At 62.2% G+C, this 14784-nt stretch carries 12 protein-coding genes; 5 read left to right on the top strand and 7 right to left on the bottom strand.

What is annotated here, in order from left to right:
* Window positions 1-770: hypothetical protein (locus KA184_19215; protein MBP8131714.1), on the bottom strand; the 770-nt coding region annotated here is incomplete at its 3' end.
* A 511-nt stretch (window positions 771-1281) separates the two neighbouring features.
* On the opposite strand from KA184_19215, the gene KA184_19220 reads away from it, so the two are divergent.
* On the top strand, window positions 1282-2811 hold the full coding sequence (locus tag KA184_19220; GenBank protein MBP8131715.1) for an amidophosphoribosyltransferase: 1530 nt from the start codon (window positions 1282-1284) through the stop codon (window positions 2809-2811).
* 24 nt (window positions 2812-2835) lie between these two features.
* Here the strand turns inward: KA184_19220 and KA184_19225 are convergent, their stop codons facing one another.
* Window positions 2836-5304 (bottom strand): hypothetical protein, encoded by a 2469-nt coding sequence (locus KA184_19225; protein ID MBP8131716.1) that lies wholly within the window; start codon window positions 5302-5304, stop codon window positions 2836-2838.
* 109 nt (window positions 5305-5413) lie between these two features.
* The gene (locus KA184_19230; GenBank protein MBP8131717.1) at window positions 5414-6115 is read right to left on the bottom strand and encodes a DUF1080 domain-containing protein; all 702 of its coding nucleotides are present in this window, start codon (window positions 6113-6115) and stop codon (window positions 5414-5416) included.
* Between the two features lie 200 nt (window positions 6116-6315).
* Here KA184_19230 and KA184_19235 point away from each other — a divergent pair, with 200 nt between their 5' ends.
* Together KA184_19235 and KA184_19240 are read left to right on the top strand one after the other, a co-directional pair.
* The gene (locus KA184_19235; GenBank protein MBP8131718.1) at window positions 6316-7719 is read left to right on the top strand and encodes a Gfo/Idh/MocA family oxidoreductase; all 1404 of its coding nucleotides are present in this window, start codon (window positions 6316-6318) and stop codon (window positions 7717-7719) included.
* A 43-nt stretch (window positions 7720-7762) separates the two neighbouring features.
* On the top strand, window positions 7763-8023 hold the full coding sequence (locus KA184_19240) for a hypothetical protein (protein ID MBP8131719.1): 261 nt from the start codon (window positions 7763-7765) through the stop codon (window positions 8021-8023).
* Here the strand turns inward: KA184_19240 and KA184_19245 are convergent.
* From KA184_19245 to KA184_19255, 3 genes are all read right to left on the bottom strand, one after another.
* The gene (locus tag KA184_19245; protein ID MBP8131720.1) at window positions 8020-8442 is read right to left on the bottom strand and encodes an ABC transporter permease; all 423 of its coding nucleotides are present in this window, start codon (window positions 8440-8442) and stop codon (window positions 8020-8022) included. The two genes, KA184_19240 and KA184_19245, sit on opposite strands and share 4 nt — an antisense overlap.
* 82 nt (window positions 8443-8524) lie before the next feature.
* On the bottom strand, window positions 8525-9220 hold the full coding sequence (locus tag KA184_19250; GenBank protein MBP8131721.1) for a hypothetical protein: 696 nt from the start codon (window positions 9218-9220) through the stop codon (window positions 8525-8527).
* Between the two features lie 273 nt (window positions 9221-9493).
* Window positions 9494-10501 (bottom strand): methyltransferase, encoded by a 1008-nt coding sequence (locus tag KA184_19255; GenBank protein MBP8131722.1) that lies wholly within the window; start codon window positions 10499-10501, stop codon window positions 9494-9496.
* Between the two features lie 263 nt (window positions 10502-10764).
* Between KA184_19255 and KA184_19260 the strand changes: the two genes are divergently transcribed.
* Both KA184_19260 and KA184_19265 read left to right on the top strand, forming a co-directional pair.
* Window positions 10765-11808 carry a metallophosphoesterase family protein gene (locus KA184_19260; protein ID MBP8131723.1) on the top strand — a complete coding sequence of 348 codons (1044 nt, stop codon included), beginning with the start codon at window positions 10765-10767 and terminating at the stop codon, window positions 11806-11808.
* A gap of 171 nt (window positions 11809-11979) precedes the next feature.
* Window positions 11980-13482, top strand: a complete 1503-nt coding sequence (locus KA184_19265) for a hypothetical protein (GenBank protein ID MBP8131724.1) — start codon at window positions 11980-11982, stop codon at window positions 13480-13482.
* Between the two features lie 112 nt (window positions 13483-13594).
* Here KA184_19265 and carA read toward each other — a convergent pair whose 3' ends face one another.
* A complete protein-coding gene (gene carA / locus KA184_19270; GenBank protein ID MBP8131725.1) occupies window positions 13595-14701 on the bottom strand; it encodes a glutamine-hydrolyzing carbamoyl-phosphate synthase small subunit in 1107 nt (368 codons plus the stop codon).
* Window positions 14702-14784: the final 83 nt, after the last annotated feature.

Here is a 14784-nt window from a genome sequence, read left to right on the forward strand (position 1 = left end):
CCACCGCCCCCGCCACCGCCGCCGCGCTTTATGCCGATGCCCCAGCCTTGCCAGAAGTAGTCTTCCGTTTCGCCCGTCGCGAATCCGCTACCCGGGCCGCTTCCGTCCCAACCACTCAGGCCAAAGTCCGCCGCATTCAGCGGTGATTCCGTCAGCGTCAGGCGAAACCACGTCGGGTACGCGAACAGAAGCCCGCTGCCCCATCCGAACGCGGGCAGTATGAAATCTTTGGTTTGCCCAACCGCAATATCCGTCGGGACATCGAACTGAAAGTTCTTCACCACCCACTCGTCTACAGGAGTGCCCAGGACGTCCGTGTATTGCGCCCACTTGCCGTCCTGGTTCAGGTCCGCCGCCATGTTGATGTACCGGGTGCCTGGCGAAGCATGCGCCGGAATCGTGACGCGAACGAGGGTGAAGCACGGGACAGGAATTTGAACAACCAGGAAGAAGAACCCCGCGAATCCGTCGTCGAAGAAATCCCGGTTGATTACCTTCGCGCCCGGCTCGCCATCCACGAGGACGCCCAGCACCTCTTCGCTGAGGTCCGCATGATAAGGGCCAGTGCGCCCCGGAAATGTGGTGTTGCCCGTAGGACTCTTGGTCGGGTAATGGCCCTTGGTGAACCCGAATTGCCCGGACCCGGCTTGGTCTGGCGCATCGCCGAAATCGGCGTCTGCCCAAGTCACGCCGCAAAGCGCCCCTACAAGGACCGCGGCCAACACGGGCACGAATCCCAACCGGCAATGGTGCCTATCCTTATCAGTCATAGCATTTTCTCCTCGAGAAATGGAGAGAGCGCACACTGCTTCTTGTGATGCAAACTCTCCTGCCTCTAGCCTGATTCAACCCTTTGCAAAGAAAAAGGTTACAAATGAAGCCCAAACGAATCAGGATACCGGGGTTAAACGAACAGCCTTCCCACAACTTCATCCTAACGCCTCAACTGTACCGTGTGGTCGTAGAATTGTCAAGGTGTTTTAGCTTTTTTGTCAGTTTGAAAGGGACGGTGGTGGGGGAGAGAACGGAGCAGGGCCACGGTGTAGAGGTGCATAGAAGCCGCCCCAAAAAGACTATCCCCCCGCTGCGACCAACCGGCCACTGAGCAGGCACTCAGGGAAAACTTTCGAGGAAGACGCCGCCGGTGCGCGCCGGCGCACACGCCCGGCTACGTCCGCCTATACTACACAACTGTTGAGTTCCATATTGCTTTGGGAAGAGCAGATTGCATATCATCGATCGTGCGGTTTCGGGGAGCGTTTGGGCAAGCGGGAGGGCGTTATGGGCGGCCTGTTTGGTGTTGCTTCGCGCAAGGATTGCGTTCACGACCTGTTCTACGGAACGGATTACCACTCGCATCTGGGCACCTGCCGGGGCGGATTGGCCACGTTGAACCCGGACGGGTTCGCGCGCCACATCCACGACATTTCCAACGCGCAGTTCCGGTCGAAGTTCGAAGACGACATCAAGACGATGCGCGGCAATCTCGGCATCGGCGTGATCAGCGACAACGAATCGCAGCCGTTGATTATCGGGTCCCATCTCGGCAAATACGCCATCGTCACCGTTGGCGCGGTCAAGAACGCCGAACAACTGACGAAAGAAGCCTACCGAAAACGGACCACGCACTTTTCCGAGATGAGCGGCGGCGGCATAAACACGACCGAACTCGTCGCCACCCTCGTCAACGAGGGAAGCACGTTCGAGGAAGGCATCCGCAACGCGCAGGCTCGTATCGAAGGCTCTTGTTCGCTGCTCATCCTGTGCGAGCATGGCATCTATGCGGCGCGCGACCGGCTCGGCCGGACGCCCGTTATCGTGGGACAGCGCCTCGATGGCGAGGCTTTTGCGGTCACCCTGGAAACGACCGCTTTCCCCAATCTCCGGTACGAAGTCGAGCGTTACCTTGGCCCCGGCGAGATCGTGCTGCTGACGCCGGACGGCCTGGAACAGAAAGCGCCGCCCGGCGAGTGCATGCAGGTCTGCGCGTTCCTCTGGGTCTATTACGGATTCCCCGCGTCCAGTTACGAGGGTATCAACGCGGAAGCGGTGCGCTACCGCTGCGGCGCGGCGCTCGCGCGAAAGGACGCGTCGTCTGTCGACATCGTGGCGGGCATTCCGGATTCGGGCACCGGCCACGCCATCGGCTATGCGAACGAGGCGCATATCCCTTACGCGCGGCCCTTCACGAAATACACGCCCACCTGGCCTCGCAGCTTCATGCCGCAGGTCCAGGAGATGCGCGAACTCGTGGCGCGCATGAAACTCATTCCCATCCGCGAGATCATCCAGGGGAGGCGGCTGCTTTTCTGCGAGGACTCCATCGTGCGCGGCACGCAACTGCGCGACACCATCCAGCGCCTGTACGATTACGGCGCACTCGAGGTGCACATGCGGCCGGCCTGCCCGCCGCTCGTATTTCCCTGCAAGTTTCTCGAGTTCTCGCGGTCGCGCACGGACCTCGACCTGGCGAGCCGCCGCGCCATCAAGGAACTGGAAGGCGACGACGAATCCCACTATGAAGAATATGCGGACCCGCATTCGGAACGGCACGCCGTGATGGTCGAGCGCATCGGCCAGCGGATTGGGCTCACGACGCTGAAATACCAGGAACTCAACGACCTGGTCGAGGCTATCGGCCTGCCAAAGAACAAGCTGTGCACCTATTGCTGGGACGGCTGCGAAAGCTGCGACGGGCGCCAGTTGTCGCTCTTGGACCACCCCTGCGTCAAGCCGGCCGAACCCGGCGCGAACTCCCCGCCCCGGAAACCCAAGCGGCGCAGCAAGACGCCAAGCACGATATCGAAGTAATCGCGCCGCCGCGCGCGGCCCTGGTCAGGCCGGCGCCGCGCGGGCCCGCCAGCGCGCGTCGCACAGCACGCCGAGCAGGCTCACCAGCGCAAACAGCGCATAGCACGCTGTCCCTGCGAGGTACACCGCGCCGATACCCAGATTGATCGCGATCAGGCTCGCGCCGACAGTCCCCACCACCGACCCGACGCCGTTCATGCCCCACGCCCAGCACACCATGTCCAGACGCAGGCGGGCGAGCAGCCGCATGCACGTCGGGAACAGCATCCCCATCGGTGTGGCGAGCGCGGCCAGGAACGCGAAGCTGAGAAGCAGGCGCGCGGCCAGCGGCGCGCCCATGGCGGCGTGCAGCACGGGCGGCGCGGCCACGTGGACCGCGATCTGCACGAGCATCGCGACACCGGCGCATACGCCGAGCCAGCGCCACAGCCGCATGTCCGCGAAACGGCGGGACAGATAGCTGCCCAGCCCCGTGAAGAACAGCATGACGCCCAAGGTCACGGCGAAAGTCAGCGTCGGGTTGCCCAAAAACAGGAACAACCGCTGCAAAAACCCGACCTCGATGAACATGTACGCCATGCCCAGCAAAAGGAACAGGACGAGAAACACCATCTGCTCGGGGCGGCCCCCGGCCAATTCCGACCGCCGGAACAACACCAGCGGTGAAATCATCAGCACGCCTACCAGCGCAAGCACGACAAAGAACGTATCGATCAGAAACGGCAGCCGGCTCAGACCCACCGGCACCTTCTCCGCCGTTGCCCGGGGATGCAGCAGCATCGAGAGGAAGTCTTGAGGCTTCGTCACGTAGAACAGGTAGGGCCGGTCGTCGCGCAGCGGCGAGATATCGTAATACGAAGACGCCTGGAACGCCTTGCGGCGCTCCGGGTTCAGCACTTGCGCCACCTGGTCCGTCCACGGATTGGACGGCCCGCCCGGCGGCCACGCCAGCGAGAAACCGAGTTCCGCGCACGCCGCCGCGGCCCGCGCCGTCATCTCCCGCGTAACCGCCGACTTCCCGAACATGAGGCAGACCCCCTCATCCACTTCCCCCGGCGGGTCCGGCGTCATCATGGCGACGATGTGCTTCTCCGGTTCGGAAATCCCGTGCAGCCGGAGCGCTTCAATGCAAGTGTTCAGGAATCGCGGCAGAAGATGCCCCTCTTCAAGGGCCGTGTAGATAATGCACGCGAATCCGCCGGGCTTGAGCCGGTCCAGGTACGCGCAGAACGCCTCGGTCGTGTACAAATGATTCTCGGACAATACGAAGATGCCTTCCGAATTGCCCAGCAGCGTGTCCGCCAGCGACGTATAGACCAAGTCGTACGTCTCCTGCGTCCGCTCCATGAACGTCCGTCCGTTTTCCACCGCTATCTCGACGTTCTCCATGCCGTAGACGTTGCCCGAATAGCCGCGGAACGCTTCGCGCATGACATCGTTTGCGGTAATCGGGTTCAATTCGACGGCCGTCACGTGTGAGGTCCCGTACGCTTTCGCCGTCAGAATGTCGCGCCCGCCGCCCGCGCCAATGACCAGGACACGCTCCGGGTCAAAGATGTGATAAGGCAACGAGGTGACATCGTATCTGAGGTGCTCCGCCTTCGAGAAATCGCCGTCAAACCGCGTGATCCACGCGGGCGCGTGGCCGTCCTGACGGATCACGAGGTATTCCGGATCGGGCCCCGTGTACGCCGGACTGATCCGCCAGCCGCGCCACTGAGGGTCCCGTTCCACCGTGATCCACGAGAAAAAATTCCAGCCGCTGAACAGGAATTCCCGGTGCCGCAGGTCGCCCTCCGGCGTGACCCGCACCAGACCCGACTGCATATTCACATAGCCGAACCAGAGCACGGCGGCCACGCCCGCTGCCGCCGCCCAGAACCGCCGGCCTCCCCACGCATGAACCGCCGCGAGCGCCAGCAACACCCCCGCCGTCGCGAACGGCATCCCGAACCCGCCCAGCACCGTAAACACCGCCACCGCGGACAGACACGCCGCGCCCGCGCCCGCCAAGTCGCCAAAATAGAGGCGCGGCGCTTCCTCCGGGCGCATCGCGAACAGCTTCGCCATAAGCATGCTGCCGCACGTAAACGGCAGGCTCGTCCCCACAAACAGTATACCGATCGAGAGCCAGAGCGGAATGGCCGCGGGACGCCCGGGCCGGCCCACGGGCACAACAGACAGAATGATCACGCCCAGCACCATCGCCCCGGCGGTCAGCAACGCAAGCCGGAACACCATGCGCCGCAGCGCCTCCGGCGAGCGGTCCGCTCCGCCGCCGCGGCTCAGGATTTGCGCGTACAACCCGCCCAGCCCATAGCCAAACAGCGCAACGCCAAGAACAAAGAAGCTGACATTGCGGATCACAATCGAGAACAGGCGCACGAGGTTGACCTCGTACCAGACCAGACCCACGCTCACGACCAGGATGGTGAGTCCCAGGCGCCATACCTCCCTTCTGGGGGCAGTATCGTCCGCCTTCAGATACGTCATGTTCGCTCCGTCCTTCCCGTTCATACCGCGAAAAGGAGCACCGCGCCGGACCGGGCCTGCCTCCGGCAGCGCCTCCCCCGCTCACACCGCATCCGCAATCGCGGACGCGCTAGTCCAACCGCTTCACCCGCAGATTACGGAACCAGATGGGCGCGCCCGCGTGCTTGCCCTGGAGTCCGATTTTGCCTTTCGTCGGCAGCGAACTCAGCGGCTTGCTCAACCACGACGGGATTTCCGTGCCGTCAGGATTCGTCTGCGCGGAGGTCCACAGGCTCATGTCCATCGACACGATATGCTCCCCGTTCAGCGCCACGTCGATGTGCTGCCCGATGCAGCGGATCGTCATCCGGTTCCACTCACCCGGCTGTTTCACGACGCTTTTCGAGGCCGGCAAATGCCCGAAGACCGCCCCGCACTGCCACGACCGCGGCGATTCCGCCCATTTCTTCGCGTGGTCGTCCGCAATCTGAATTTCGACCGCGTTTGGAATCCAATTCGAGACATCGCTGCAATAGACAATCACGCCGCTGTTGGTTTCGGGCGCGTTCCGGAATTCCAGGTCCAGGAGGAAATTCTCGTAGTCTTCCTGACTCCACAGCGCCTCGTCCTTGCTCGCCGTGAGTTCCCCGTTCTCGAAAGTCCAGACCCCGTCCGGCTTGACCGCATTCGACAGGTCCGGGGCGAACAACTCCTGCCATCCCGCCGTGTCCGGGTGTGTCAGCGGTTCCTGCGCAAGCTTCTCCAGGTCCCCCGCAAACCCCGTCCCGGCAATCACGCATGCCACGGTCCCGATCAGTGCCAGTTTTTTCATGGTCCGCGCCGCTCCTCTTGATTACCGCGCCGCTCCGGCGCAAGTTCCCGGCATAGTAGCACATGAGCGCCACCGCGGAAACCTGCGAGTTCCATTTCGGGAATGCCTCAAATTGGAATTCGCTCTCGCCCGTTGCTACCATGCCGCACGTGGGTTATCAATCCTTCAAGGCAACCAGAACACCGGAAAGGTCAGGGCATATGGACAACAGCACATTGACTCGACGCGCATTTCTCGCGGCAACCACGACTACCGCCGCGCTCAGCGTATCGGGGCAGACCCTCGCGCCCAACACGGCGCGGGTGATTCCCGGCCAGCTATCGCCTAACGAAAAACTCAATATCGCGGCCATCGGCGCGGGCGGCAAAGGCTTCTCCGACATCATGAGCTGCAAGATGCTCGGAGAAAACGTTGTGGCGCTGTGCGATGTCGACTGGGACCGCTGCGCCGAGGCGTTCTACCGGATCAAAGACGTCAAGCAATACAAAGACTACCGGAACATGCTCGAAGAGATGAAGGAGATCGACGCCGTCACCATCTCGACGCCGGACCACATGCACGCGCCGGCCGCCTACATGGCGATGAAGCTCGGCAAGCACGTCTATGTGCAGAAGCCGCTCACACACACCGTCGTCGAGGCGCGGCTCATGACGTTGACCGCGCGCGAAATGAAAGTCGCCACGCAGATGGGCAACCAGGGCCACTGCGGCGACGGCGTGCGCCGCCTCTGCGAGATGATCTGGAGCGGCTGCATCGGCCAGGTGAAGGAAGCGCACATCTGGACGCACCGGCCCGTATGGAAGAACCAAGGCATGGCCGAGCCGCTCCCGCCCATGGTCACGCCCGAAAACCTCGACTGGGACCGCTGGATCGGCTGCGCGCCTTGGCGGCCCTTTAACAAGGGCATCGCGCCGCACGACTGGCGCGCCTGGCTCGATTTCGGCGGCGGCTCGCTGGGCGACATGGCCTGCCACATCATGGACCCCGCCTACATGGTGCTCAAACTCGTTGAAGCAACCGACTACACCGTCGAGGTCGTCGAACAGCGCGGCCGCAACGACCAGACCTTCCCAATCATGTCCACCATCAAATACTCGTTCCCCGCGCGCGGCGATATGGCCCCCGTCGATGTTTACTGGTACGACGGGCACTGGCCGGACCCCGCCACGGGCGAGGAAGTCTACAACAGGCCCAAGCGCCCCGAGAGCATCCCGCCGGACCAGAAACTCGGCGACGACGACATGAACGGGTCCTTCTTCATCGGCGAGAAGGGCATCCTCACCGCGGGCGAATACGGCGGCGAACCGCGCCTCATGCCCATCGAGAACATGAACGACTATCAGTATCCGCCCGAGACCCTCGAACGGATCCCGAAGGAAAGCCCCTATTTCGACTGGATCCGCGCGTGCAAGGGCGGCCAGCCCTCGTGCTCGAATTTCGACTACGCCGGGCCATTCACCGAAATGGTCCAGTTCGGAAATCTCGTCGTGAAGTCCGGCCAAAAACTCCACTGGGACAACAAGAACGGCGTCGTCACCAACGTGCCGAACCCCGCAGAAATCGTCAGCAAGGAATACCGCCGCGGCTGGGAACTCCCCTGCTGAGCGACAGCGTCCGAAACACTTGCATCACGAAGGAGTAACAACCATGAAAAGCAAGCACGTGATTCTCGGCGTTCATGTCCAGAACCGCACGAAAGTAGTGCAAAAAGTGCAACAGGTCCTCAGCGAGTACGGCTGCAACATCAAGACGCGCCTCGGCCTGCACGAAGTGGACGAGCGCTCCTGCTCCACCGCCGGAGTCATCCTTCTCGAAATGTTCGGCAAAGACGCCGTCTGCAACGAGATGGCCGCAAGACTCAAGGCCTTGAACGGCGTCCAAGTCAAAAAGATGGTCTTCACTCACTAGCGCCGCGCGAAATCCAACACGCACTTCTTCCAGGCGCCTTGCGGGCCCGCGCCGCAAGGCGCCTGCTTGCGCGCCGGCAGGACACGGCCGGCCGCAAGCAAGGAGTGAACTGCCGCGGCGCAACTTGGTGCCTCTGGATGGTGAAAGCCAACAAGACGCCGGAGCGCCGCCTCGACGCCCAGAGTCTCCAATCCGACGGCTTTGAGGTAGATACCTTTCAACAGCGCCGTAAAATGGCGCGCGGGGAACGCGTGCGTCGCGATCTGGACCGGAAGCGGCATATTGGCGATGGCGTACACGAAGCCGGAGAGCAGGAACGACGGCAGAAACGCGAGAATCATGGCCAGTTGGCGCGCCCGCGAGAAACACCGCAGCCGCCGCGAACAGCAGCGGTATTGCCAGCAATTCCCTCTATCCAACGGTGCTCATTTTCTTCCCCTATTGTGAATACAAATTCACATCAGGGCCAGAAAAAACGGGGTCGCCACGGCGCCGTACCGTTTAATGATGATGGGCGGCGCCGGATTCAGCGGGCGCAGATTCAGTATGTTGGTGCTCCGCCTCGGCGTAACCGTGTTCGGTTTGCTCCGCCGATTGCCCATGGCCGTGTGCGCCGGTGCCGGAAAAGATCGCGTGGAGCGCCTCCACATAGTGGATGTAATCCACATAGGCGGCGACATACGCGCGGCCCGCCTCGACACTGTCGTCTTTGTGTTTCTTAGTTTCGGCCACGCGGTCGAAACGCTCATGCACGCTGGACGTCAGTCCCTCCACAAGCGCTTGTAGCAGGGCGTCGTCCGATTCGGACTCGAGCGCCTTTTCCGCAGCTTCGATACCCGGTTCGAGCGGGGTGTCGGCGGGCTTCAGTCCTGTGTACGGCGCGCCTTCGCCCGCGCGATGCACGCGCACGAGCGTCTCGAAGAAGTGCATGTCCACCAGTTCCTGGACCTCCGCGCCTTGCTGCCGCGCTTCGACCGTATGATCGAAGAGCGCGCGGATTTCCGGCTCGTCCTCCGGTTTAATCCACTTGAGCACCGGCGTCACGTCCTTGCTTTCGAGAGCGCCCTTCGCGTCCGTGATCACCGGGCCAGACAGCGTGTCGCAATGCGCGTACGCACCAGTCGCGGGGAAGAGCGCGGTCCCGCTCACCGCCAATGCCACCGTAATCAGAGCGCCAATCAAAGTCTTCGTGTTCATCTTGCTTCTCCTTCTTCGCGAGCGTTCGTCTCGGGCTCGCGTCTGGTCCGTCTTCTCGAAGAACTTCCCTGAACAGGCACCAGGCCTTCTCGGTCTGCCGCGTAACATCGAATCTGCCTTCGCTGACGTGCCACAGAATTACCGCCGGTTGAACCAAGCCGAGGAACATCACGGCCAAGTCGGCCGGCAATGTATCCGTGCGTGCCGCAGGGCGTCCCGTCCGGTCTTGCCGTACTGCCAGCCCCCACCGCCGCACATCAGGCGGCCCCGCTGTTAACCGGCGGCGGCTTCGAGGATGCTTACGCCGGCGGAGGTCGGAATCACGCGGTTCAGGCACAATCCCGCGGCGGAAAAGAGGCGCCGGTACTCGTCTTCGGTGCGTTCGCGCCCCGCGACGAGCAGCATCATGAGGTCGAGCCACTTGCCAAAGCTCGGTTCGTCCCCGGGCGGCAGCACGTTCTCAACCACCAGGATCCGGCCGGCCGGGCCCGCCGCTTCCCTGCACCGGGCGAGAATGGCAATCGCCTCGGGATCTTGCCAATCGTGAACGATGTGCCGCAGCACGTAGGCGTCCGCGCCCGGCGGAACCGACACGAAGAAGTCCCCCCCCACGACCCGAAGGCGGTGGGCAAAGCCATTGCCCGATATCACGGTCCGGGCGCGCTCCGCCACGGCCGGCAGGTCGAACAGGATGCCTTTGACCGCGGAATGCCGTTTCAGGATGCCGGTCAGGGCCAGGCCGTTGCCGCCGCCGATGTCGGCAACGGTGTCGAACGTGCTGAAATCATACGCGTCCAGCATGGGTTCCGTTTCGACGTCATGGATGCCGTTCATGGCGGCGTCGTAGACGCGATGGCGGTCCGGATGCTCTTCCAGGTACCGGAAGAAGGGCGCGCCAAACCGCTTCTCGAATCCCGGCTCGCCCGTCCGCACCGAGTGCAGCAGTTCGCCCCATGCCGCGTAGAACTCCGCGCCCATCATGACCGCAAAGGAGCGCTGCGAGCCCGGCACATCGCTGCGCAACAGCGCGCCCCGGGGCGTCAGCGCGAAACGCCCGTCCGCGTCCTGTGCGAAGACACCCACGGAAGCAAGCGCCCGGAGCAGACGATAGAGCGCGCCGCTGTGCGCGCCGGATGCCGCAGCCAGTTCCTCCGCCGTGCGCGGGCCGTCCACCAGCAGGTCCGCGATTCCCAGTTCCGCGGCTGTCCAGATCCCCTGCGTAATCCATGAGCCGCCGAATGCGTTCCGGTAGAATTCCAGGTGCGATTCCGCTTCATTCATGCGTGCCTCTCCTGCAATGTGCCGCCCCTTGCGTACAGCCTCGACAGGGCACCTCAAGGAAACCCGCCCGCCACACGGAATAATCCCGCGAGACACAGCTTTCTTTCTTTGCTAATAAGAATAGTTATCAGTCTTTATAATGAACCGCGTGGCTATGGATTATGAGCTCGTAACCCATTTCAGCCCCGACCCACCGTTGCATCCGCGCGGAAATGCCTCCATAATCCAATGTCCGGCGCATGAGGAACAGCGGATTTGTTCCCGTGGCAATCGCCGGTATTCCGACGGAGGACGACATCATGGTGACGCGCAGGGAGTTTCTTATCGCGGGCGGCGCCCTTCTGGCCGCGGGGTGCACGGGGAAGTCCGAAACGCCGCTCGACGCATCCACGACGGCGGAATCGGCCGCACAACTGCACATCAAGGACGCGGCGGCGTTCAAGATTCTTCAGTTTACCGACCTGCATTTCTTCTCCCCTCGCGAACGCCGGGTCGAGGCGGGGCAGATACCGACCCTCAAGATCATGGACACGCTGATAGAGCAGACCGGCCCCGACCTCGTCATGATTACCGGCGACGTCTGGCCGGGCAACCGCGGCGGCGATTTCGCATCCTTCATGATGCGGCGCGCCGTCCGGCGGCTGGGGCACATCGGCATGCCTTGGGCGTTCACCTGGGGCAATCACGACATGCTCGCCGATATGAACGCGGGGCATAAAACGCTCACCGGCGCGCCGGACTCCCTGTACCGCGGCGCGGCCACCGGGGGCAACTACACCATCGGCGTGATCGACGGCGCGGGCGAGCGCGCCGCCGAACTGCTCTGCCTGAACACGACGGATATCGGCATGGCGCAGGAACAGCGGGACTGGCTTGCCGCGCTGCCGCCAGCCGGTGTGCCCCGCCTCGCGTTTTTCCATATCCCGCTCAAGCAGTACGCCGACATCTGGGAGAACGGCGTCGCTGAGGGCATCATCGGCGAAGACCCCTGCGCCGAGGAAGAGGACGGCGCATCGCTCGCCTGTCTCAAGAATGCGGGCGTGCGCGCCTGCATCTGCGGCCATGACCACGTAAACGACTACGAGGGCGTCATCGATGGTGTGGAACTCGTCTATGGCCGCGCCACCGGCCTCGGCGGTTACGGCCGCGAATACGTGCCCAAAGGCGGCAAACTCATCACGCTGGACTGTACCCAGGGCACGTATACGATGCGCTCCGTCCTGCCCGACGGCACGTCCTGGACCCCCAAGCCCGGCGAACGCATCGACCACCGCCGCGCGCGGCAAGAAGCTTCTGCGTCAAGTTGAGCAGACGGCCTGCCAGCTTTGCACGCTCCGGCTGGCAGACCCACTTGTGACATTCGGCAAAATACCGTCCCTGATTCCTGCGGAACCGGCAGGCGTCCCCGCGGATATAAGCGTCTGAGAACATTAGCCTCGGCAGGTCACCGCAGAAAGCGGCAAGGAAGGGGATAGGTCATGGCAAACACGAGGACTTACTCGATTCGCAATATGGGGCGGGTCGATTTTCTTGTCCTTGCGTCCATTTTCATCGTTTTCGGGTTCACCGGCAGTGCGGAATCCACTCCGCCGGAGCCAGACGCGCCGCCACCGTTACGTACGTTCAAGGACTGGAACGCAGAGCCGTTCTTCGGAGAGGGATTCGCTAAGGCTTGGATGTTTGTCGAGGCTGTCAAACCTCTCGATTCAAGGTTTGACCTTATCATCGCGGCCGCGACGGAGACTTCAAGCAACTTCCACTATCATGGAATCTTCCTGGTAAAGCGAGGCGAATCTGTTCCCAGTCTCGTGTTGGATAATCGGATCATGGATGACTCCTATGCCCGCCCATATTTGCTTGAGGGAAGCGAGAGTCGAGTTGTGTTTTCATTCAGTTGTGACGGCCCAGAGGCACCAAAACAGCTCTTCGAATTTGTCTACTCGCTGGCGGAATCCAAGTTGATTACCGTCTATCCATCGGCAACCACGATTCACGGAATGGCACAGAAGGGACCTGAGATATTGATTCTCTCGGACGATGGGGTGTCGAAAAGGGTGCTTCGTGTACTGGATTCGTCCGGCTCCTTCATTGAAGTAGCGCACACGTTTACGGAAACTCCGTCTGATTGGACGGCAACGATGAGGCTAGGTCCGAATGGCCCCGAAGTGGGTAACGACAAAACGTCCTACATTCTGCGCAACAGTAAGTGGGAACTCGAAGAAAGTCCGTCCCAATCTTTGGACGAACAGGTGCTTAGGGAACGCCTTATGCACTGGGCAAGGGAATCTGGATTCTACTGGTCGGCACAGTCGGCACAGATGTGCGCGACGAGGCTCGATGAAGAGGTGTTTTTCTTGCTTGGTACTCGAGAAGACGGAGAAGGCGTGGGCATTGACAACTCCGGCATAGCGGTACTGAAACAGGAGGAGTTCACTTTTCTGCCAATGCCGCAGCCGACAGAGGATGCGTATTATACGTTCCGCCCGATGAAGCATGGTTCTGCTGAGGAAACCATTGGTAATTCCATAGGCCCCCGGCTTATGCTGAACGGGAAACTGCTGTTTGGAATATCCTTCTACGATGGCGAAGGATCAACCGGTTTGGGTGGCTGGGGTACATTTGATTACGCTACGCGTGAATTTGAACTGCACTTCCCTTCCGTGATGGCTTATTGGTCAGCGACTGCCGTCTTGGCGGATAGCGGGACCTTATGGTTTGGACTGGCCCATCATTCCGAGTGTTGTTACTCGACTGCAGGCGTCCTACATCTAGGGACGTCGAATGAACTATTGCACCACTACCCCCTTCCGGAGAAAGTCACCGGGCTTGCCCGGTGCGGCGAGGCCATTATCGCGACGGGCACGCACAGCGTTTTCAGGCTGGCCGACTGCAAGGTCACGCGCGCCGAATTCCGCCACCGGCCCGACGGTTCCCTGGAAATCGTTACCGGTCCTCTTCAGGTCCTGTCTCCGGCGTACTGAAGGTCCGCAACTGGCTTGAACTGCTCCAACCGCTCGATGGACGCCGAATACACGCCAAACCGCATGACACTTCAGAACCGGTAGAGCCGCACCGCAGGTTATCCGGGTCCCGTCACTTCGTACCCGCCTGTTTTCGCGATTCTTCCATCATGGCGACGAAGCGATTGAAGAGGTAGCGGCTGTCGTGGGGGCCGGGCGAGGCCTCGGGGTGGTATTGCACGCTGAACGCGGGCAGTTCCTTGTGCTCGAGGCCGGAGACGGTCCGGTCGTTGAGGTGGGTGTGCGTGATGCGCACCTTGGCGGGGTCGAGCGAGTCCGGGTCGACCGCGAACCCGTGGTTCTGCGAAGTGATCTCGACGCGGCCCGTGTCGTGGCACAGCACGGGCTGGTTCGCGCCGCGGTGGCCGAATTTGAGCTTGTACGTGTTGCCGCCGAGCGCGTGCGCGAGTATCTGGTGGCCGAGGCAGATGCCGAAGATGGGCACGCGCTTTTCGAGCAGCCGCTGCACGGTGGGGTAGATGTACGGCAGCGCGGCGGGGTCGCCGGGACCGTTCGACAGGAACACGCCGTCGGGCTGGACCGCCATGACCTCGTCCGGCGATGCCGTGGCGGGGAGCACGGTCACGTCGCAGCCGTGCTCGCGCAACACGCGCAGGATGTTCTGCTTGATCCCGTAGTCCATGGCCACGACGCGGAACCGGGGCCGGTCGGGGTCTTCCCAGTCGTACGCGTCGTCGACCGAGACTTCTTTCACGTAGTCGCTGCCGGCCATGTCGGGCACGGCGCGCGCTTTCGCCACCAAGCTGTCGTGGTTGAAGTCGGTCGTGCTGATGACGGCCTTCTTGTTGCCTTCGCTGCGCAGAATGGTCGTGACCTTGCGCGTGTCCACGCCCTCAATGGCGACGATGCCGTTCTCCAGCAGGTAGCCGGGCAGGCTCATCGTGGCGCGCCAGTTGCTCGGCTCCTTGCAGCACTCGCGCATGACGAATCCGGCCACGAACGGCCGGCGCGACTCGACGTCGGCGGGGTTGACCCCGTAATTCCCGATGTGCGGGCAGGTCATCGTCACGATCTGCCCCGCATAGGACGGGTCGGTGAGAATTTCCTGGTAGCCGGTCATGCTCGTGTTAAACACGAGTTCGCCGCCCGTCTCGCCTGGCGCGCCTGCGGCCAAGCCCTCGAAAACCGCCCCGTTTTCCAATACCAGAATCGCTTTCACACGCGTTCTCCAGTGCGTTCCTCCGCAAAATCCGGCGGATTCTAGCAGAAAGCCCGGCCCATTTTCAGGCCTGCGTCCCTATC

Source organism: Candidatus Hydrogenedentota bacterium, assembly GCA_018005585.1.
Lineage (GTDB): Bacteria > Hydrogenedentota > Hydrogenedentia > Hydrogenedentales > JAGMZX01 > JAGMZX01.

Bases quoted from the DNA above. Each gene is read 5' to 3' on its own strand.
- KA184_19220 (MBP8131715.1), top strand. From the start codon at position 1,282: ATGGGCGGCCTGTTTGGTGTTGCTTCGCGCAAGGATTGCGTTCACGAC.
- KA184_19225 (MBP8131716.1), bottom strand. From the start codon at position 5,304: ATGACGTATCTGAAGGCGGACGATACTGCCCCCAGAAGGGAGGTATGG.
- KA184_19230 (MBP8131717.1), bottom strand. From the start codon at position 6,115: ATGAAAAAACTGGCACTGATCGGGACCGTGGCATGCGTGATTGCCGGG.
- KA184_19235 (MBP8131718.1), top strand. From the start codon at position 6,316: ATGGACAACAGCACATTGACTCGACGCGCATTTCTCGCGGCAACCACG.
- KA184_19240 (MBP8131719.1), top strand. From the start codon at position 7,763: ATGAAAAGCAAGCACGTGATTCTCGGCGTTCATGTCCAGAACCGCACG.
- KA184_19250 (MBP8131721.1), bottom strand. From the start codon at position 9,220: ATGAACACGAAGACTTTGATTGGCGCTCTGATTACGGTGGCATTGGCG.
- KA184_19255 (MBP8131722.1), bottom strand. From the start codon at position 10,501: ATGAATGAAGCGGAATCGCACCTGGAATTCTACCGGAACGCATTCGGC.
- KA184_19265 (MBP8131724.1), top strand. From the start codon at position 11,980: ATGGCAAACACGAGGACTTACTCGATTCGCAATATGGGGCGGGTCGAT.